Annotated in this window: 9 protein-coding genes; 4 read left to right on the forward strand and 5 right to left on the reverse strand. The window is 70.5% G+C overall.

Annotated features, from left to right (window positions below):
- Nucleotides 1-98: 98 nt before the first annotated feature.
- Nucleotides 99-1,100, forward strand: coding sequence for a Gfo/Idh/MocA family protein (locus ACRWNM_RS21740; RefSeq protein WP_431969890.1), 1,002 nt, complete (start codon nt 99-101; stop codon nt 1,098-1,100).
- Here ACRWNM_RS21740 and ACRWNM_RS21745 read toward each other — a convergent pair.
- Genes ACRWNM_RS21745 through ACRWNM_RS21755 form a run of 3 tightly spaced genes read right to left on the reverse strand, consistent with a single transcriptional unit; the run spans nt 1,083 to nt 14,595 of the window.
- Entirely contained in the window at nt 1,083-2,156 is a 1,074-nt protein-coding gene (locus ACRWNM_RS21745) for an alpha/beta hydrolase (protein WP_431969891.1), read from the reverse strand. The genes ACRWNM_RS21740 and ACRWNM_RS21745 overlap by 18 nt on opposite strands.
- Nucleotides 2,153-4,468: a thioester reductase domain-containing protein gene (locus tag ACRWNM_RS21750; protein WP_431969892.1), complete on the reverse strand. Its 2,316-nt coding sequence runs from the start codon at nt 4,466-4,468 to the stop codon at nt 2,153-2,155. Before ACRWNM_RS21750 ends, ACRWNM_RS21745 begins: the two co-directional genes overlap by 4 nt.
- Nucleotides 4,465-14,595 carry an HAD-IIIC family phosphatase gene (locus tag ACRWNM_RS21755; protein ID WP_431969893.1) on the reverse strand — a complete coding sequence of 3,377 codons (10,131 nt, stop codon included), beginning with the start codon at nt 14,593-14,595 and terminating at the stop codon, nt 4,465-4,467. The genes ACRWNM_RS21750 and ACRWNM_RS21755 overlap by 4 nt, the downstream gene beginning before the upstream one ends.
- A gap of 258 nt (nt 14,596-14,853) precedes the next feature.
- Here ACRWNM_RS21755 and ACRWNM_RS21760 point away from each other — a divergent pair, with 258 nt between their 5' ends.
- Both ACRWNM_RS21760 and ACRWNM_RS21765 read left to right on the forward strand, forming a co-directional pair.
- Nucleotides 14,854-16,182: a cytochrome P450 gene (locus tag ACRWNM_RS21760; protein ID WP_431969894.1), complete on the forward strand. Its 1,329-nt coding sequence runs from the start codon at nt 14,854-14,856 to the stop codon at nt 16,180-16,182.
- A 57-nt stretch (nt 16,183-16,239) separates the two neighbouring features.
- On the forward strand, nt 16,240-16,908 hold the full coding sequence (locus ACRWNM_RS21765; protein ID WP_431969895.1) for a hypothetical protein: 669 nt from the start codon (nt 16,240-16,242) through the stop codon (nt 16,906-16,908).
- Here the strand turns inward: ACRWNM_RS21765 and ACRWNM_RS21770 are convergent.
- On the reverse strand, nt 16,824-17,873 hold the full coding sequence (locus ACRWNM_RS21770; protein ID WP_431969896.1) for an SMP-30/gluconolactonase/LRE family protein: 1,050 nt from the start codon (nt 17,871-17,873) through the stop codon (nt 16,824-16,826). The two genes, ACRWNM_RS21765 and ACRWNM_RS21770, sit on opposite strands and share 85 nt — an antisense overlap.
- 182 nt (nt 17,874-18,055) lie before the next feature.
- On the opposite strand from ACRWNM_RS21770, the gene ACRWNM_RS21775 reads away from it, so the two are divergent.
- Nucleotides 18,056-18,970: a LysR family transcriptional regulator gene (locus ACRWNM_RS21775; protein ID WP_431969897.1), complete on the forward strand. Its 915-nt coding sequence runs from the start codon at nt 18,056-18,058 to the stop codon at nt 18,968-18,970.
- Here the strand turns inward: ACRWNM_RS21775 and ACRWNM_RS21780 are convergent.
- A complete protein-coding gene (locus ACRWNM_RS21780) occupies nt 18,964-21,216 on the reverse strand; it encodes a serine/threonine-protein kinase (RefSeq protein WP_431969898.1) in 2,253 nt (750 codons plus the stop codon). The genes ACRWNM_RS21775 and ACRWNM_RS21780 overlap by 7 nt on opposite strands.
- Between the last annotated feature and the right edge of the window lie 98 nt (nt 21,217-21,314).

Below are 21,314 nucleotides of genomic sequence, written 5' to 3' on the forward strand. Positions count from 1 at the left end.
GACTTTCGCTCGTGATCTGCTGTCGTTCGTCCGCATTCGGAATTCGCCCGGCCGTCGCGGCGGACCGGTCGCGGTGCGGCCGATGTTAATGTCTGCTGGTGACCGACCACCTGCGCTCCGGGCTCCGCATCGGCATCCTCGGCGCGGCCCGCATCGCGCCCGCGTCCCTGATCGCGCCGGCAGCGCGCAGCTCGGAGGTCGTCGTCGCCGCGGTGGCCGCGCGGGATCGGTCGCGCGCGGAGCAATTCGCGCGCAAGCACGGTATTCCGCATATCTATGACAGCTATCGGGCGCTGATCGAGGCGCCCGATCTCGACGCGGTCTACATTCCGCTGCCGAACGGCTTGCACGGCCGCTGGACCCGGGCCGCCGTGGCGGCGGGAAAACATGTGCTGTGCGAGAAGCCGTTCACGGCCAACGCCGCCGAGGCGCGTGAGATCGCCGCGCTGGCAAGCGATTCCGATCGCGTCGTGATGGAGGCCTTCCACTACCGCTATCACCCGCTGATGTCGGCCGCCGAGGAGATCATCGCGTCCGGCGAACTCGGAACACTGCGGCGCGTGGAGGCCGCGCTGTGCTTTCCGCTGCCGAAGTTCTCCGACATCCGCTACGACTACGCCCTCGCGGGCGGCGCCCTGATGGACGCGGGCTGCTACGCCGTGCACATGGCCCGCGTGCTGGGCGGGGAGGACCCGGAAGTGGTCACGGCGCGGGCGAAGCTGCGCGAATCCCGGATCGACCGGGCGATGACCGCCGACCTGCGCTTCCCTTCCGGGCACACCGGCCACATCCGGTGCTCGATGTGGTCGGCCGACGTGCTGCGCGTCGGCGCCACCGTCGTCGGGGACCGCGGCCGGATGCGGCTGATCAATCCGGTGCTGCCGCATCTGGGACATCTGCTCGCGGTCCGCTCGGAGCGCGGCAGGCGGGTGCGGCGTTTCGCGCATCGGACCTCCTACGACTATCAACTCGACGCCTTCGCCGCCGCGGTGCTGCGCGGCGAGCCGGTGGCCACCGCGCCGGGCGACGCCGTCGCCACCATGTCCGTCATCGATGCCATCTACCGCAGCGCCGGTCTGCCACTACGCCAACCGAGCTGACGTCTCGTCGAGGAAATCGACGATGTGCCCGAACACGTCCAGCGCCGCGCCACGCCCGATGAACGTGTCGAGGTGGCCGTAGGAGGGAATCTCGGTGTAGCGGACATCGGTTCCCGGATTGCGCGCCGAAAGCACCTCGTAACACAGCTTGTTGGAATCGAGCCACGCCTCGTTACGGCTGCCGGACAGCAGCAGCACGGGGCAGTCGATGCGATCGGCGTGGTCGAGCGCGTTCTCCGGCAGCGCCGCGTAGCGCTCGTCGTCGACGTTCCACCGCACCACCGCGTGCGCGAGTTCCATCTGCCGCAGGTGCGGCAACACCGAAAGCGGTATCGCGCCGAACAATTCGGCCAGCCGATCGTGCGTGCGCGAATCCAGATGGTCGTGCTCGAACAGCTTGGCGCCCATCCCCCAGCCGTGCTGCACCATGCGGCAGGTCGGGTCGGGGCAGTCGCCTTTGCGGGACAGCGCGGCGTAGAGCAAGGTGCGCCGGGACCAGAGCCCCACCTTGCGGAAGTCGGATTCGATGTGGCCGACCCGCGAGCCGAGCAGCTCACTGCCGAGCAGCACGCGCAGCCGCGCCGACGTGCTGACCTTGGGCGTGAGGAAAACGCCCTGCGCGACCACGCCCGCGAGTCCGGGCAGCAGTCCGGCCGTCATGCTCAGCGAGAGGGCCAGCGCACCGATGCAGTGCGCGACGACGAACAGCGGACGGTCGCCGATTCGGGCCCTGATCTGCGCGACCGCCGCGGGCAGGTCGTAGAGCGCGACATCGTCGAAGGTGTAGGGCGGGCCGGATTCGTTGTACGGCAGGCGGCAACTGCCGCGCCAGTCGAGCAGCCACGACTGGTAACCGGCGTCGGCCAGGACATCGGTGACGTTCCGGATCTCGGAGAGCGCGAACATCTCCGACGACACCCCGTGCCCGTGCACCAGCAGCACCGCGGGACCGTCCGCAGGACCGACACGGCGCAGGCCGAGGTCGACGCCGTCGGCCGTGCGGAAGGAAATCGTCTCCGCGGCACCGGTTTCCGTCGCGGTGGATCGCAGGTTCATCGGCGGTGCTCCTTACGCGCGGCCCGGCGCAGATCCAGCAGGTCGATTCCGACCCGGAGCATCGGTTCCATCAACCCTTTGCCGAGCTGGCCGCCGAACCAGCTGAGCCACAGCAGTTTCGCCAGGCGCCGCTGCCGTTCGGGCAGTCGTGGATCGATCCGGATGCCGTCGATCTGGTCGGGCAAGTAGGTGTGCATGGGCACGGCGACTTCGCCGCGGTACGACGCGGGTTCCCCGGCGCGGCCGATCTCGAGAACCTGCGTGCCGAGCTGCCGGACGAAACGCCTGCGCGCCGCGGCGAACTTGTATCCCTCCAGCCACCACGCGCCGCCGGAAGAATCACGCAGGGTCAGGCGGTAGTGCATGAGCGGATGCCGCACCTCGTGACGCAGCGGAATCCCGTCGTGCGGCCGGACGGTCGCCGTGCCTTCGACGGTGAGCGGCTCGTCGTGCAACCGAGCGCAGGTGAGCTCGCCGGTGACGTCGAGCGTGCGTGCGGTGAACACCTGCGCGCCGCTCGCGACGGACAGTGTCAGCCGCAGATCGCACGGGAGGTCGGCGGTCTCGCCGACCGGACCGACTGTCCCGGCGAGTGTTTCGTCGAATCGCAGATAGGGCTCGTCACCCGGCTGCGGGCCGACGCCCGCCATGGCCGCGAGCATCCGGCTGCGGGCCGCCGGGCCGGACGCCGCGGGCGCGGGCAGGCCGTTGGCGGAGACGAACGCCTCGGTCCGGGTGGCCGAGGCGGGCGGCGCGGTCACCATCGCCGCCAGCTGACGCCGGGCGACGGGGCTTTGCAAAACCTGCGCCAGCGACTCCAGTTCCGGTACCGGTTCTTCGCGGATCGCGCGGACCACGTCGTCGCACCACTGCTCCCAGTGCTGCACGCGAAGACCCATGCCGCCCAGCGTGGTTTCGGCGACCACCTGATCGAGCGAGGTGGGCGCACCCGTGAGGTGATAGGTGTGACCCCAGGCGCTCGGCGTGCCGACGATCTCCGCGGTCACCCGGCTGACCCAGTCCACCGGCGCGGCGTTGAGGTACCGGAAGCCCGGCGCGGTGCGAAATCGCATCAGCGCCGCGGTGATTCCGGCGTTGAGGTCACGCGGATTGTGTGCGCCGGTCTCCGGGTGGCTGCCGATGCCGCCGGGACGAAGGATGGTCACCACGAGTCCGTGTTCGCCCGCGCGGCGCAACGCGGCCTCGGCGGCCCATTTGGATCGGTCGTATCCGATGGGCAGCGCGGCGACGTGCGCGGTCGGGTCGTCCTCACCCAGGGTGGCCGCGTCCGTTCCGTTGAACACCGCCAGCGACGAGATGTGGTGCAGCGGTTTGGGCCGGTCGGTGCAGGCCAGTTCCGCGAGGGTCAGCGGGCCGAGCACGTTGGTCCTGCGCAGCGACGGGTAGCCGCGCAGGAAGTCCACCGCGGCACCGGCATTGACGATGGAATCCACGTCCGCGGCGAGGGTTTTCCATTGCTCGTCGGACAGACCGAGCCGGGGCTTGCGCAGGTCGCCCGCCAGCGGGGTCACGCGCCGCAGTATCTCCCGCGACCACGGCAGCGCGAAGCGCCGGACGGCGTCTTCCAGCCGTCGGGTGGCGTCGTGGTCGTCGTCGGCGCGGACCAGGCACACCACGTGGGCTCGGCTGTGGCGCAAGAGATCGAGCAGCAGATGACTGCCCAGAAATCCAGTGGCCCCGGTCAGCAGGATGCGGCGCGGTGCGACCCGTTCCGGCGCCGCGACGAGCGGCAACCGATCGGCGCCCACGAGGTCGGCGAACAGCTGTGCGAGGTCGGCGGTGTCGGCCTCGGGTTCCGCGTTCGGCTGCGGCGGTGCGGATTCCGGGTGGTCCGCCAGCCAGCGCTGCGCCAGCCTGCGGGGCCGTGCGTCGAAGAACACCGTGTCGAGATCCAGGTGGACATCCAGCTCGCGCGCCAGCGCCGCGACGAATTCCACCGCCGCGAGGGAGGTGCCGCCCGCGTCGAAGAAGTCGGCGTCGGCGTCGAGTGGCGTCGCGGTGAACCGATTCGCCACGGCGGTCACGGCCGTGACCAAAGCGTCGGCGTCCCTCGGTGGTGCGGCGGGTCCGGACTCGTCCGGCTGTGCCGCGCCGTTTCCTCCGGTTGCCTCGGCATCCATGGATCGCGCACCGTGCTGGGGTTCGCCTCTCGGCGCAGCGCCGTTGCCGCCCGTGCGCGCCAGCAGGGCGGCGACATCCAGTCCGGTGGTGGCTCGTTCGAGGGCTTCGCCGCGCACGCGACGGTCGACGGCCGGGTTGCGGGCCGCCGTCCGTTCGTCAGCACCGGTCACCGAGTCATCTCCTCTTCTCCATGGGCTGCCGTGGTTTCCCAGGACCTGAACTCCCGCAGACGATCCGGTGTCGCGGTGACTTCCAGCCGCGCATCCTCCGAGGCTCTGCCGCCCAGCCGCGTGGCCAGTCGGCGGGCGGGTTCGTTGCGGCCCGAGCCCTCGACCGACATCCGCACCGTCGAGCAGCCGAGGGCGTCGGCCCGATCGGCGACCCAATTCAGTAGCCGCTCCTCGACGCCGCGGCCGAGGGCGCGGCAGCTGAGCTGCCAGCCGCGAATCCAGAGGACGTCCGCGTCCGCCCGCAGCGCGAGCACCGAGATCAGGCCGTAGTCGCCGAAGCGATCGCGCGCCGTCGCCGTCCACACCTCGCCCTCGTCGCGCCACCCGTCGAGATCCTCGTGAGTGACCGTGGCGAGGGTGAACTGATTGGTCCGCCGCACGAGCTGTTCGGCGCGCACCGCGGTGGCCTCGGTCAGCGGCTCGATGGCGACCTCGAGGTTCAGCCCCGCGAGGAATGCGGCGAATTCCGCGGTGGCGCGGGCCTTGTCGCGCTCCCGATCCTGGCGGTAGAAATCGGCCCGCGCGCGGTCCTCGGCCGTCGATGCGATCGGAACCACCGGCCACAGCCGCGTGAGGAACGACTCCAGTTCCGCGCCGGGAGGACATGTCACCGACAGCACCTCGGGCAGCCGCGCGCGCATACGCGCCACTTCGACCGGGTTGTCGTCGAGATAGCAGAAGCTGTCGAGACCGAGCCCCAGGGTGTTCGCGACCTCCTCCAGCCGCTCCGGCTTGCCGTCCCACCCCGCGGAGACGGCCGCGAAATGCTCACGGCGCAGCGGGCTGTCAGGCCGGTCCAGGATCGCGTCGACGATATCGGCGTCGTTGTTGGTCAGCAGCACCAGCAGCGTTCCCGCGTCGCGCCAGTGCAGCAGCCGCCGCGCCAGCACACGGCGTGGCTCGTCGAAAGCCACAGCGGCGGAACCGATCTCGCCAGCCGTTCCGCTCCACAGGGTGTCGTCGCCGTCCACGGCGATCACCTTCGGCGCGGGCTCCGTCGCGTCGGCCGCGGTCGCGACGACGGTGAGTGCCACTGCCGCCTGGAATTCGGGCGTGAAGGGCAGATGCGCCAGGACCTCGGTTCGATCGTCGAAGGGCTGGTCGACCGGATGACGGCGCGTCCACTCCTGCGCATCCAGTACCGCCACGCCGGGCTTGTCGTGCAGGCGTTCGGCGACCAGCCGCTCCCATTCGAGCCACCGTTCCTCCGCGCGGGCCGAGGGCAGGATGCCCACGATCACCGGCCGGTGCGTGCGTTCGGCCACCTCGAGCACGGCAGCGGGGAACGCGGCGGCCAGCTCGGCGAGCTGGTCGTCGGCGAGCGCGCCGAAGCGTTCCAGATCCGCCGCGCGCAGCAGCACGATGCCCAATTCCGTCGACGGCTGCGCGAACACACCCGAAGGGTCGCGCAGGCAGGACAGCACATGATGGTAGGGCGCCTCCGCGACGGTGATCGGCGTGGCATCGGACGACGCCGCCGCCATCAGCTCGGGCAGCCTGCCGAGCGCGAACGTCGCGCCCACCGCCGCGCGGAGTCCGGGAACCGGCTGCTGCCCAGCGGTTTCCGGTCGGGCCGAAGCCCCGGGGTCGGCGACGACGGCGGCGACCGTCGCGAGGTATTCGGCGCCGAACTCGGCGCAGGCGCCCGCATCGATGATGTCGCTGTTGTAGGTGAACCACACCTGTCCGGTATCGGGCAGCACCGCGACCATGAGGTCCAGATCGGAGTAGCCCGTGCTCACCGGAACGACCGCTGCCGGCGCGACGGCGGAGTTGGCGCGCAGGTAGTTGAAGTACACCTCGATCATCGGCGCGTTGTCGCGGTAGAGGCCCTCGGCGGCCAGCGCGGCGAGCACCTCGGCGAAGCCCGCGCCGGGCGCGAGCAGATTCCGCAGTCGCTCGCCGGTGCGCCGCAGCACGTCGGCGACGAGATCACCGGCCGACGCGGCCGCCGGGAACGGCACAGGCACACCGAAATACCCGACTGCGGTAGTCGCGTCGGCGTGCATGCGGGTGTCCACCGGAACCGCGAGCGCGAACCGATCGACCCGCTGACGACGGGCCAGCAGGATGGTCAGCGCGCCGAGGAACACCGCGGCCGGGGTGATGCCGAGGTCGCGGGCGCGGTCCGCGACCCGGTCGTGCAATTCTGCGGGCAGGTCGAGCGCCACCGACCCCGCGCCGTAGCTGCGGGCGGCCGGACGCGGATGCGCAATGGTCAGGTCGAGCCTGCGCGAGCCCGAGAACGCCTCGCGCCACCGCGTTTTCGCACTCTCGGCGTCGGCGTCGTCGCGCCCGCTCGACTGCGCGGCGAGCAGCTGATGCATGTCACGGTTGGTGACGACGTCGTCGAGCTCCGCGCCGGACAGTTCCGCGGCGAGTTCACCGGCGACCAGCAGCATCGACTGCACATCGCTCATGCTGTGGTGCGCGCCGAAAAGCAGTGCCTGACCGCCGGATTCGGCGTTCAGCAGTTCGAAGCGCCACAGCGGGCCCGTCGCCAGATCGAACGGCCGCGCCATCAGCTCCGCGAAACGCTGCTGCACCACGGTGTCGTCGAGCCGTTTCAGGTCGCGCCAACCGGCCGATGTGCCCGGCTCCCGACGGATCTCCAGCTGCCGCCCGTGCTCGTCACTCGACCGGATGGTGGTGCGCAACGCCGCATGCCTGCGGGCCAGCCGCGCCAGCGCCTCGTCCAGCCGCGGCCTGGTGACCCGCGCGGTCAGCCGCACGGCGACGCCGCCCGTCTGCGCGGCGCTCGGGATGCCGAGTTGCTCGGTGCGCAGCAGGCGCATCATGTCCCGGGTGACCGGCAGCACCTCCACCTCGGGAGCCTCGGCGGCGACCGCGGCGGAGCCCCCGGCGTCGGCCTGCCGCACCACCTCGCCGACGAGATGATCGGCGAGGTCGGCGAGACTCTGCTCGGCGAGGATCGTGCCGAGCGGCACCGAGATTCCGGTGTGCTCGCGCACCTTGTTGCGCAGTTCCACCGCCATCAGGGAGTCGAGACCGAGGCTCTGGAAGGTCTGCTCGGCCGCGACCGTTTCGCTGCCCGCGTGGCCGAGCACCTCCCCGGTCCACTCGACGAGGGCGGCGAGGGCCAGCGCGCTGGCCTCGGCGCGCGGCACGGCCCGCACTCGTTCGGCGAAGCGCGAACCCGCCGCCGCGTCGACGGTCGCGCGGTCGGCCACCGCCCGCCGGGGCGCGCGGCGCACGAGCCCGCGCAGTAGCGGCGGGACCGCGGGCGCACGGCGCAGCACGCCGGTGTCGAGCAGCAAGGGCACCAGCAGCGGGTCACCGACTCGCAGGGCGGCGTCGAAACAGGCCATGCCCTCGGGCACCGAGAACGCGCGGACGCCCGCGCGCGCGATCCGCCGGATGTCGGCCTGCGCCATCTGGTCGTGCATGTCGACCTCCCACGCGCCCCAGGCCAGCGACTGGGCTGGGAGTCCGCGTGCGCGGCGACGCAGCGCCAGCGCGTCGAGATAGGCGTTGGCCGCCGCGTAATTGGCTTGGCCTGGCGTGCCGAACAGGCCGCCCGCAGCGGAGAACAGCACGAACATGGACAGCTCCCGGTCGGCGGTCAGCTCGTGCAGATGGTGTGCCGCATCGACTTTCGGCCGTAGCACGGCGTCGAGCTGCTCGGCGGTCAACGCGCCGAACGTGCTGTCGTCCAGGACGCACGCCGCGTGCACCACACCGGCCAGCGGCAGCCCGTCGAGCAACCGCGCCAGCGCCGACCGGTCGGCGATGTCGCAGCGCGCGAATCGCACACGCACACCGCGGCTTTCCAGCTCGTCCCGCAGCGCGACGCCACCGGGGCCGTCGATACCGCGGCGGCTGACCAGCACCAGATCTCTGGCATCGTAGGCGTCGGCCAGGTGCCGGGCCAGCGCGGAACCGAGCCTGCCGGGCGCGCCGGTGATGAGCACGGCCCCGTCCCCGAGCGACACCCGGCCTTCCGGCGCGCGCCATGCCGCCTCGGGCAGCCGAGTCAGCCGCGGCGCGAATGCCACTCCGTTTCGCACGGCGAGCTGCGGTTCTTCCGCGGCGAGGAGCGCGACGACGTCCACGTCACCGTCGGCCGCATCGATCAGCGTGATCCGGCCGGGATTCTCCGACTGCGCGGAGCGCACCAGTCCCCACACGACCGCGCCCGCCGGGTCCGGGCTGTCCTCGCCGAGCAGCGTCACCGCTCGGTGGGTGCGCACGACCAGCCTCGACCGCTCGAATCGATGGTCGGCCAACAGCGTTTGGAGCGCGGCCAGGGTCTGCTGGGCGGCGTCGTGCACCTGGCTCGGTGCATCGCCTTCGGACGCCCGCAGCACGATCACATCGCGGACCTCGCGGGCGGCGGGATTCCACTCGCCCACCGTGAGCGTCCGGTCCGGGACGGGCAGCGGGAGCTCCGACCACTCCATCCGGAACAGCCGACGGTACGCGGGCGCGAGCGCGGCGGCGTCCCACTGCGCGGCGGCCACCGGCCGCGACAGCACCGAACCCACCGACACCACGGGCTGTCCGGTGCGGTCGGTCGCGAACACGCTGACGGCGTCGGATCCCGACCGGGTGAGCCGGACGCGCAGCGCGGTGGCGGCGGAGGCCCACAGCGTGACATCGGTCCACACGAAAGGCAGCAGGGCATTCGCGCCGTCGGCGGCGAACAGTGCGGTGGCGTGCAACGCGGCGTCCAGCAGCGCCGGATGGATGCCGAATCTCGCGGCATCGCCGTGGGCGGCTTCGGCGAGTTCGACCTCGACGAAGATGTCGTCATCGCGTCGCCACGCCGCTCGCATCGCCCGGAACAGCGGACCGTAGTGATGCCCGCGCGCGAACAGCGTCGCGTACAGGTCGTCGACGTCGACGCGAACCGCGTCCGCGGGCGGCCACGCCGAGAAATCGACTTGTGCGGGAACAGGTTCGGATTCCGCGGCCAGCGCCCCGTCGGCGTGGAGCGTCCACTGGGCGTCCGGGTCGTGCTCGGCGCGGGCGTAGACGCGCACGGTACGGCGGTCTCGGTCGTCCGCGCCGCCGACGACTGTCTGGATCTGCAAAGCTCCGCGCTCGGGCACGAGCATCGGCGCGCGCAACACCAGCTCACGCAGCACCGGGCTGCCCACCTCGTCACCGGCGCGAACGGCCAGTTCGACCAGCGCCGCGCCGGGAACGAGCACCGCGTTCGGTCCGGCGTGATCGACCACCCACGGCTGCTGCGTGCGCGAAAGCCGTCCGGTCAGCGTGAGGCCGTCCGAATCCGGCTGCGGCACACCGGCGCCCAGAATGGGATGGGCGACATCCTGGAGCCCGAGCGACCCGGAGTCGCGGTGGACGGGGTCGGTCCAGAAGCGCCGTTCGTCGAAGGCATAGGTGGGCAGGTGGACCCGCCCGTGGTCGGGAACCAGCCGGGTCCAGTCGAGTTCGTGGCCCGCGACGTACAGTTCGGCCTGCGCCCTGGCCAGGCAGGTGGGTCCGTCCTGGTCACGCACCAGCGAACCGACGGCCACCACCTCGCGCCCGAGCTCCTCCGACACGGCCTGCACGGCCGCGGTCAGCGAGGGGTGCACGCCGAGTTCGACGAAGTAGCGGAACCCGTCGGCGATCATGCGCTCGATCGTGGCCGCGAACCGCACGGTCTCCCGCGCGTTCCGGTACCAGTAGCCGGGTTCGATCGGTTCGGCCGTCATCGGCTCGCCCGAGACCGTCGAATACCACTGCGTGGCGGGCGAATCCGCGGTAAGGTCGGCCAGCGCGGCGGTCAGTGGATCGCGGATGGACTCGATCAGCCCGCAGTGCCCCGCGAATCCGGGACCGGCCGCGCCGAGCCGGGTGTAGATTCCCGCGCGGTCCAGCTCGGCGAGCAGTTCCTCCACCGCCGCCTGCTCGCCCGCCACGATCGTCGAACGCGGCACGTTCACCGCCGCGATCGACACCCGGCCGTCGACATCCGCCAGCCGCCCGCGCACCTCGGCCTCGGGCAGGCCGATCATCGCCATCGCGCCCGGTTCGGTAATGCCCTGCATCAGGCGGCTGCGCGTGACGACGATCCGTGCGGCATCGCTCAATTCGATGACACCGGCGCAGTAGGCGGCGGCGATCTCGCCCTGGCTGTGGCCGACGACCGCGTCCGGGGTGACGCCCGCGGCCCGCCAGGTGGCCGCGAGCGCGGCCATGGTCGCGAACAGCAGCGGCTGCACGACGGGGAAGTCGGCGAGGTCGGCGGCAGTCATGGTGTTCAGCCGGTCCACCAGCGACCAGCCGATATGTGTGCCGTAAGCCTTGTCGCACTGTTCGAATTCGGCGCGGAACTCCGCGGAGCCTGCGAGCATGTCGCGCGCCATGCCGATCCACTGTGTGCCCTGTCCGGGGAAGACGAACGCGGTCTTGGCGTTGGTGAGCACCGGGCCGGAGCCGACGACGGCGTTCGCCGACGACCGGCCGTCCACCAGATCGCCCAGCGCGCCGACCATCTCGTCCCGGTCGCCCGCCACCACGACGGCACGACGCTCGAACTGGGTGCGCTGCAATGCCAGTGCGCGAGCGACCGGTCCCGGCCGCAAGCTCGGCTCGGCCAGCACCAGATCGAGCAGCCGTTCGGCCTGACCGTGCAGCGATGCCTGACTGCGGGCCGAAATCGGCAGCAGCGCCACCCTTCGGTCCTCGCTCGCCGGCTCCGGCGCGGCCGTGGGCTCGGGTGGCGCCTCCTCGAGGATCAGGTGCGCGTTGGTGCCGCTGAGCCCGAAGGCGCTCACCCCGGCACGGCGCGGCCGGTCGCCGCGCCGCCACGGCATCGGCTCGGCCTGCACCGCCAGACCGCTGCTCGCCCAATCGACCTGCGGCGACGGCACTCCCACATTCAGTGTGGCCGGGATGCGTTCGTGGTGCAGCGCCAGCACGAGTTTGACGATGCTGCCCACGCCCGCGGCGGCCTGGGTGTGCCCCACATTGGATTTCAGCGATCCGATGCCGAGCGGCCGCTGCGGATCGCGGCCGGGTCCGAACACTCGCGCCAAGGCGCGCGCCTCGATCGGGTCGCCGAGCGCCGTCCCCGTGCCGTGCGCTTCGACATAGTCGATATCGTGCGGCGCCAGACCCGAGACTCGCAGCGCCGAGCGCAGCACCTGTTCCTGGGCCGCGCCGTTCGGCGCGCTCAGACCCTGGCTGCGGCCGTCCTGGTTGACGGCGGAACCGCGAATGACCGCGAGCACCCGGTCTCCGTCGCGGCGGGCGTCCCCGAGACGCTTCAACAGCAGCAGACCGGCGCCCTCGGCCCACACCGTGCCGTCGGCGTCGGTGGAGAACGGCGCACACCGGCCCGTCGGCGACAGCACACCGAGCCTGCTCAGTTCGATGTGGGCGGTCGGCGACATCAACAGCGTGGCGCCGCCCGCCAAGGCGAGGTCGCACTCCCCCGCGCGCAGTGCCTGCATCGCCAGGTGCACCGCGACGATCGACGAGGAGCAGGCCGTGTCCAGGGTGACCGCCGGGCCGTGCAGCCCTAGCGTGTAGGCGATCCGGCCGGACGCGACGCTCGGCGAGAGTCCGGTTCCGACTTGGCCGTTCAGCTGTTCCGGCGCGACGTCGGCCAGATAGCCGGTGCTGTACACGCCGAGATAGACGCCGGTCGCGCTGCCGTGGAGGGTGCGCGGATCGCGACCCGACCGCTCGATCGCCTCCCACCCGAGCTGCAACATGACGCGCTGCTGCGGATCCATCACGGCGGCCTCGCGCGGGCCGATGCCGAAGAACGCGGCGTCGAAACGGTCGATGCCGTCGACGTATCCGCCGCGGAAGGTGTACGCCTTGCCGGGCGCGGAGATGTCCGGGTCGTACAGTCCGTCGATGTCCCAGCGGCCCGCGGGCACCTCGGTGAGCGCGTCACCGTTGCCGTCCAACAGCCGCCACAGCGCCTCGGGCGAATCCGCGGCGCCCGGGAAACGGCAGGACATCGAGAGGATCGCGATCGCGTCGTCGTCCGCGTCGTCGCCGGGAGCGGCCTCGGCCTCGGCGGCACTCGCCGCAGCCGGATCGTGCGACGGGTCGGGGGCCAGTGCCGTGGCCACCCCGTCGATCGTGGGATGGTCGAACAGCAGGTTGGTGTCGAGGAAGCGCCCGACGAAATCCGACAGGTCGACCACCATCTCGACCAGATCGGCCGAGCCCAAACCGAATTCGACCATCGGACGATGCGCGTCGATGCGTTCCGGATCCAGCGCGGCCTGCCGGGCGATCGCCGTCACCAGCCAGGATCGGATCGCCTCCGCGGAGGGCTGCGCCGCGGACCCCGCCGCGGGCTCGGCGGTCTCCGGCCGCACGGTCTCGGGCTCCGCGTCGTAGTCGTCCAGCTCGTCCTCCGGCGATCGCACCGGGCCCGCGAGCAGCGCGAGCAATTCGCCGGACAGATAGGCCGCCCGGCACGCCGAACGCTGAATCTTCCCGCTGCTGGTCTTGAAGATGGTTCCCGGCCGGATCAGCAGCACCGCCGCGAGGCCGATCCCGTGGTCGGCCGCCACCGCGGCGCGGACGGAGCCCTCGATCGCGGCCTGCTCGCCGGGATCCTCGCCGCGCACCTCGGCCACCACCACAGGCTGTTCCCCGTCCACCCCGACGTCCACGGAGAAGGCGGCGACGCATCCGGCACGGACGGCGTCGTGCGCCGCTTCGACGGTCTCCTCGATGTCCTGCGGATAGTGGTTGCGGCCGTCGACGATCAGCAGATCCTTGCGTCGGCCGGTGACGAAAAGCTCTCCGCCGGAGAGGAATCCCAGATCACCGGTGCGCAGGAAGCGACGGTCGTCTCCGGGCAGCCGCGCCCCGAACACCTCGGCGGTGGCCTGGTCGTCGCGGAAATATCCGGCGGCCACGCTGTCGCCTGCGACCCAGATCTCGCCTTCCGCCCCGGCGGCGCGTTCGGCGCCGCTCTCGGGGTCGACGACCGCGATCGAGATCCCCTCGGATGCGTGCCCGACGCCGACCAACTCGGTTGCGCGCGTGGGGTGTCCGTCGGTGGCACGGCTCGCGGCGTCGAGGAACGACGGCGGCGTGGCGGTGGCGGGCGCGGTCACGATCAGGGTGGCCTCGGCCAACCCGTAGACCGGCTGGTGCGTTTCGGCGCGGAACCCGGCCCTGCCGAAGGTGTCGGTGAACCGCCGCACCGTCGCGGCCCGCACCGGTTCGGAACCGTTGAACGCCACCCGCCACCGGCTCAGGTCGAGCCGATCGATCTGCTCCGGCGCGACGCGGCGCACACACAGCTCGTAGGCGAAGTTGGGGCCGCCGCTGGTGTGGGCGCGGTAGGTGGAGATCGCCTGTAGCCACCGTTCCGGACGTTGCAGGAAGTGCAGCGGCGACATCAGCACCGAATTCCCGCCGAGATAGACCGTGTGCAGCAGCGGCGCGATGAGCCCCATGTCGTGGTACATCGGCAGCCAGCTGGCGAACAGCGCCCCGTCCCACGACTCGGCCAACGCCCGGTCGTGTCCGAGTCCCGTGGCGATCGCCGCCTGGTTGTGCAGCAGATTTCCGTGGGTGAGCAGTACGCCGCGCGGCGCGCTGGTCGAGCCGGAGGTGTACTGGATGAACGCGACCGAATCCGGGCCGAGATCCGGCTCCCGCCACCGCGTTGCGAGATCGCCCTCGATCTCGTCGGTTCCCAGCCATCGCACGCCCGCCAGTTCGGGAATCTCCGCGCAGAGCGCGGCCGCGTCGGCGACGACCCGCCGCGGCGCCAGCACCACATCGACCTCGGCGTGCGCCACCATCCGCCGCAGCCTGCGCAGCGACCGGTTCTCCCATTCGGGCAGCGGCGCGGGGACGGCGACAACGCCTGCCGCCAGGCACCCGAAGAACGCCTCGGCGAACTCCGGTCCCGCCGGGTACAGCAACAACGCGCGCCGCGGCGTCGAGTCCTGGAGCGCGGCGCCGATGGCCCGCGCGCGGATACCCAGCTCGGCGTACGACATTGCGCGGACGACACCGTCGACATCACCGCTGTCCAAAAATCGATACACCACATCGCCCGGCCGGTTCTCGGCCTGAGCGACGAGTGTCTCGACGAAAGTGTTTAGCACGAACTAACTTCCTCTAACGGTGATGTGACCCGAGATCCAACCGATCCCGCTACCCCTGGATGGACGAGGAGCGACGGGCGGTGCGTTGTGACCGACAGCGCCCACAATATAGCCGTCGTGGCACCCCGTGCCGGGGCTATCAAGATCGAATCCAGCGCGCCGAGCCCCCAGAAATGGGGGCACCGAATGCTCGACTCTCTTTGCGCCCGCGACTATTTCATGTTTGCATCTCGCCGGGACAGCGATCAGGATGGCTGCGTGTCGCACACTCCGGTATCGCTGCGTGATCTCCCCTTGCTACGTACCCGCCACCTCGGGCAGATCGGTGGACTGATGCGGCCCGGCACCCACCGTTCCCCCTTGCTTCAGCTCGGGGAACGGTTCGTCTTCTCGCCGCCGGGATTCCCGGACATGCTGGTCACCCACGACATGGACGATGTGCGAGAGCTTTTCGCCAACCACGACGACTTCTCGGTCGGCCAAGTGCTGAGCCGGTTCTCCAGCCACGACGCGATGTTCGGCAAGCAGACGTTGATCTTCCTCGACGGCGACGAGCACCGCCGCGAACGACGGCTGTTCGCTCCGCCGTTCCAGAGCAAGGCGCTTCGATCCTACGAAGAGCTCATGGTGGAGGTGGTCCAGCGCGAACTGCCGCGCTGGCCGGTCGGTGAGCCGTTCGAGTTCCTGAAGGCGGGCTACGACCTTGCCATCGGCGTGCTGCTCGCGGTCGTCTTCGGCGATGTGGCGCCCGCCCGCCGGGATCGGCTGAAGCAGGCCGTGAGCCAATGGTTCGGGGAGATCGAAAGTCGCGGTTTCCTCGCCGTCACCTTGCTCACGCCGCTGATCGGCGGCTACACGCTGCCCTACCCGCCGCTGCGTCGCCGCCAAGCCGAGGTCGACGCCGTGATCATCGAGGAGATCGCCGCGCGCCGCGCCGAACCCGGCGATCGGAGCGACCGGAAAGACGTGCTGTCCCGGTACGTCGGCACCGAACTCGATCAGCACGACGACGCCGCGCTGGCCCGCAACATGCGCGGCGTCCTGCTGGGCGCCTACGAGACCACCGCCATCACCCTCGGCTGGATCGCCGCCATGCTGGCGGGCCACCCGCAGGCCATGGCCGAACTGGACGCGGCGGCCGACGCGGGCGACGGGGAGCGGCTCGACGCATACCTCGACGCCGTGGTCGCCGAGACGATGCGGTTGCGCCCGGTCTCCCCGTTCACCGGGCGGCGCGCCCTCCGCGACACCGTGCTCAACGGAATCCGTATTCCCAAGGGCGCCATCGTCATCGTGCCGATCCTGCTCATTCACGAATCACCCAGGCATTACCCGGATCCGATGGTCTTCCGCCCCGAACGCTTTCTCGACGAGCGACCGAACGGCCAGACCTGGCTGACCTTCGGCGCGGGCGCGCATCGGTGCCTTGGCGCGCAGTTCGCCCTCGTGGAAGCCCGCATCCTGTTCCGCACCGTGCTCGAGCAGCGTCGCATCCAGGCCGCGTCCGGGCCCATCGAACCGCCACGCCGTTACCACACCGGTCTCAGCCCGGCCGAGAACGCCCGCATCACCCTGCTGCCGCGCTGAGCCCTCGCGCCGCCTACACTCGCCGTACTGGAACCTGTTCTACAAGGTGGTGGTGCGGTGCCGGAGGATCTGATCTTCGCGCTCTGGGGTGTCGGCGATCTGCGGGACGCGGCGCTGACGCGGCAGTTGGTCGCGGCGGGCGTCGAATCCGTGCGGCTGAACATCGCCGACGCCGACGTGGCCGGGGCGATGCTCCGGTTGACGACCTTCGACGCGCCGATCGACGCGGTCCTCGCCCTCTCGTCCTCGACCGGCTGCGACCGCGCCGCCGTGCTCGCCACGCTCGGAGGCGTCGCCGAACGGTGCGAGGGGTGGCGGGTCGAGGTCAGGACGCCGCTGCCGCCGCCTCCGGTGCCGATCGGCGAGCGCACCCCGGGGCTGGCCAATGTCGCGTTCCTGCGCAGGCCGCCGGAACTGCCGTACGGCGAATGGCTCGATCATTGGCGCAACCGCCACACCGAGGTCGCCATCGCCACCCAGGCCACCTTCGGCTACGTGCAGAATCGCGTCCTCGAGGCGGTCACCGACACCGCCCCGGACATCACCGCGGTGGTCGAGGAACTGTTCCCCCTGGAGGCGCTGCGCGACCCGCACGCCTTCTACGGCAGCGGCGGCGACGATGCCGAACTGAACCGGCGCATTCAGCGCATGATGACCAGCGTGGCCGCGTTCGGCGCCGACCGCGACATCGATGTCGTTCCCACCAGCCGGTACGTATTGCGCTGAGCCGCACGGGATCCGGACACCATCTCAGCGAGGCAGTCTACCGCGACAGCGGTGTAGGGCGTGGTCGGCTCGGGCGGGGTGTCGAAGCGAGCGTTCGGCAGGTACAACCGACCCGCGAACGCGGCGACAGTGGCCGGTACGTCGAAGCGCGGGTCGATGATTCGCCGTACCAGCGTGCCCTTCGTGCCCTCGGGATCGAGGGCGATCACGGCGATCGCATTGCGCCGGTTCTGGACGACATACAGTGTGCTGCCGTCCAGGAGCAGTCCGTCGCCGTCGGGCAGCTCCTCGCCACCGAGGTCGACGTGGCGCGCCTCGCCTGTCGCGGGGTCGACGCGGAACAGACGTCCGGTCACCGACTGCACGACGATCAGGCCGGTGCCATCGGGCGTGCGCGCGATGCCGTTGGCGTTGAACGCGTTCGGCACGTAGGTGAGGTCACCGGTCAGCGGGAGCCGAACCACCTCCTCGGGCGCGGGCAACTTACCGTCCGGCCCGATGGGCAAGTGATACAGCACGGGCGCGCGCGAGTCGGTGAACCACGCGCCCGACGGCGTGAACACCACATCGTTGACGAAAGTGTCCGGCGGGGTTGCCAGTTGGTAGTTCGCCAGCACCGCGCCCGTCCAGGCGTCCACGATTCGGACGTCACCGCCGGTGCCGCCCGCGACGAACAGGCGACTGCGGTGATCGAGCCGCAGGCCCAGCGCCTGCGTCCCCGGGCCGCGGCTCAGCAGGTCACCGTGCCCGGTCACCAAGTCGACGCGATAGATGGAACCATCGGCCATGGAACCGAAATAGGCCACCGGCAGCGCACCGATCGCGATGCCCTCCGGACGGAATCCGGCAGGCAGGGCGATCGTGGCGGGGAACACCGGGCTGTCCGCCACCGCCCGGTGCGCGGGTGCCAGCACGGTCCCTCCGAGGCAGACCAGCGCGGCCGCCGTACCGAGTGCACGCTTCATCTCATCGGCCTCTCGTCCGCGGCTCCGTCGACGGCGATCTTCATCGAGACGTCCTTTCCCGGGTGGGTGGATCGGGAACCCGCTGCGCTGCTGGACTTTTCATACTCACGATCTCAGCCGAGATCGATTGATGAATCCAACACATGTTTGTCACTCCATAGATCGTGATTCACGATTGATCCATGGAGCTTCAGCAGTTGCGCTATGTCGTCGCCGTCGCCGAGACGAACAGCTTCACCCGCGCCGCCGCACGGTGCCTGGTCGTCCAGTCCGCCCTCAGTCACCAAATCGGCCGCCTGGAAAGGGAACTCGGCGCACGACTGTTCGAGCGCACCAGCCGCCGAGTGCGGCTGACTCCGGCAGGCGCGGCTTTCCTCCCGGCCGCCCGCCAGTGCCTGGACGCCGCCGAGCGCGCGGCCGCCGAGGTCGCCGCGGCCGTCGGCGAGGTGCGCGGGCGGCTCGCCGTCGGCCTGATCCCCACCGTCGCCGCCGTCGACGTCCCCGGCGCGCTGCGCGAATTCCGCAAGCTGCACCCGCACGTGCGCATCGGCCTGCGGGTGGGCGCGAGCGAGGATCTCGTCGATCAGGTCGAGCAGGGAGCCATCGACGTGGCCTTCCTCGGGTTGCCGACCACCGCGCGACCCCGCGGTGTCGCCGCCCGCGAACTCGCCCGTGACCGGCTCGTCGCCGTGGTCGCGCCGGACCATCCGCTCGTCGGCGAACCGACGGTCGACCTGCGCAGACTGTCGTCCGAGATCTTCGTCGACCTGCCCGCCGGGACCGCCGGACGCGCCCAATCCGACCAAGCTTTCGCGGCCGCGGGCCTGCACCGTGACGTCGCCTTCGAAGTGACCACCGCCGACTACATCGCCCGGCTCGTCGGGCAGGACCTGTGCGTGGCCATGCTCCCCGCCGCCTACGTGCCGCAGCTCACCGGTGTGGTCACCGTCGAGGTCGACGACGCGCCTGCCCGCGTCGAATACGTCGTCTGGAACCGCTTCAGCCGCACGCCCGCGGCGACCGCCTTCCTCGCCGTCATCGACATCCCGAATCCGCATACTCCCGCCGACGATTCGGCGGGCGACGCGGTTCACTGACGGGCGATCGCTTCCACGGATCGGGGCTGCACGGCGATCACCCGGTCCAGCGCCCGCAGGTCGGCGTCGAGCGTCCTGAAAAGCCAGTACGCGGCGACGAAGGCGAGCCCGCCGCCCGCGCACAACCCCAGCACCGAATCGCGAACGAGCGCGAGCTCGCCCGATTCGAGGGCACCGAATCCCGCCAGCACGCCGACCACCGGCACAGATGCGGTGATCGCGAGATAGACCGTGGTTCTTCGGCGCAGCCAGTGCAGATCGGCCGAGTCGCGCTCCGTTGTGCGGCCATGGCGCAGATGGATGGGATAGACGCAGCGCACGATGTAGAAGGTGGAGAGGAAGAACGTGTAGGCGACGGAGATGGTGCCCGCCACCAGCACGGTCATCGCCGCGTGGATCTGTAGCCGCAGCGAAACGTCGGTGAACGCGCGCAGCAACATCACGCCGGTCACGGTGGCGATAACCGCGGCGAGAAGGGTGTTCAGCGCACACAGGTCGCCCCACAGCAACGTTCGCGACCGCACCCGCGCGAGCGTCGACTCGTCGTAGCGCCTGCCCTCGCGCAAGCCACGCAGAACCGCGAGCAGATCACGCGATATGTACACGTAGATGACGACGGCCAACGGCAAGACGCCGAGGATGCAAGCGATCACGCCCCTGTCCATCTGCGTGTTGACAGCGTCGGGCACTCGCTCTCTGATCAGTTTCTGAACGTGTGTCGCCAGATAGATCGTCGCCAGGCCGATACCGATCAGCGAAGACAACCAGAGGATCGGGGTCGGCCACCGAGAAAGCCGCGCCCGCCAACTGTTCGGTGGCGGATAGACGAGGTCGCGAGCCCTCGCCTCGAGGCACAGGTCGAGCTGCTGGGCCAATTCCGAACCGCACGAGTAGCGATCCGCGGGGTCGGGCGACAGGCACTTCAGCAGCACCTGGCAGAGCGCCGGGGGGCAGTCCGGCGGTAGATCGGACAGGAACTTCGAGTCGATGGGCCTGCGCCGCAGTTCGAGCATGCGGGCCAGCGACGTCTCCGACTCGCCCGCGGATGTTTCGTCCGCGAAAGGCCGCCGTCCGGTCAGCAGTTCCCACAGCATGACGGCCAGCGCGAAGATGTCGCTTCGCGTGTCGAGATCGGCGGCGGACGCGGGCAGCTCGGGATGACAGGCCTCGAGCTGTTCGGGCGACATGTACGCCAGCGATCCGCCGAAGTACGCCAGCGGGCTCGCGCCCTTGACGCGTTTGCTGAAGCTGACGTTGAAATCGGCCAGTTTCGGGATGCCTTCGGCGCTGAGCAGCACGTTCGCGGGTTTGATGTCGCGATGCAACACCCCGCGTTCGGACGCGTGCTGCAACGCGTCCGCGAGGCGGCGGCCCAGCCAGGCGACGGTCTCGGGCCAGGTCAGCGCGGCGGTCCGTTCGCGAACAGCCGAATCGGCGGGCCGCACCTCGCCCTTGTCGGCGAGCACGGCGTCGACCGCGTCGAGCAGCAGCTGCCCGCTGTGCTGCCCCTCGGGCGTCGCGCGCCGCAAGCGCAGCACGTCGAGCAGCGTTCCGCCCGGGAGATACTGCATGTAGAGCAGCTTCAGCTCGCCGTCGCCGATCAGTCGCTGGTCGAAGATGCGCACGATGTATTCGTGGTCGAGCTGGGCGAGGGTCTGCGGCTCGATGCCGTGGTTGTGGGAGATCTTCACCGCGACCAGTCGCTGCATGGATTGCTGCCTGGCCAGATACACCTGGGCGAAGGCGCCCGCGCCGATCCGCATCAGGAGGTCGAAATCGTCGACCCGGTCGCCGACGTCGATGGAGTCGAGCAACACCTGGGCGCCGGGGCGGGCGATCATCGTGCTGTGGTAGTCGTCGGCGATCTGCGCGAGCTCGGAATCGGCCGCGGCGGCTGTGGCAGCGGTGACGGCGGCCGCCGTCTCGGGCGCCTCCCCGCCGCGGCGCCGGGCGTGGAATTCCTCGTAGACGAGCTCGGCCGGGAGCGGCCCCTCGCGCAGCTCGGTGAATTCCGTGCGGTAATCGGCCAGTCGTTTGGGATAGTGATGACGCAGCCAGCGGTATTCGAGATCGATCTTGATCAGTTCGATCAGTACCGTCCGCCGCGCGGCCGGCTCACGCGGTAGATACGCCGACAGGTCGGGCGGTGCCCCTGACGCCCAGGCTTCGGAGAACCGTGCCACGGCGGTGGCGAGCACGGTGCGGGTCCGTTCGGCTGAATCGACCAGGTCGATCGGCTCGTACATCGGTAGCTCGGGATCAGCCCAGGGCGATCACACGGCGGGCTACGTGTGGTGCGGCCGCTCCTCGCGATTGCCCCACATCAGCTCCTTTCCGCCAACCT

The organism is Nocardia sp. bgisy134 (genome assembly GCF_965341865.1).
Lineage (GTDB): Bacteria > Actinomycetota > Actinomycetes > Mycobacteriales > Mycobacteriaceae > Nocardia.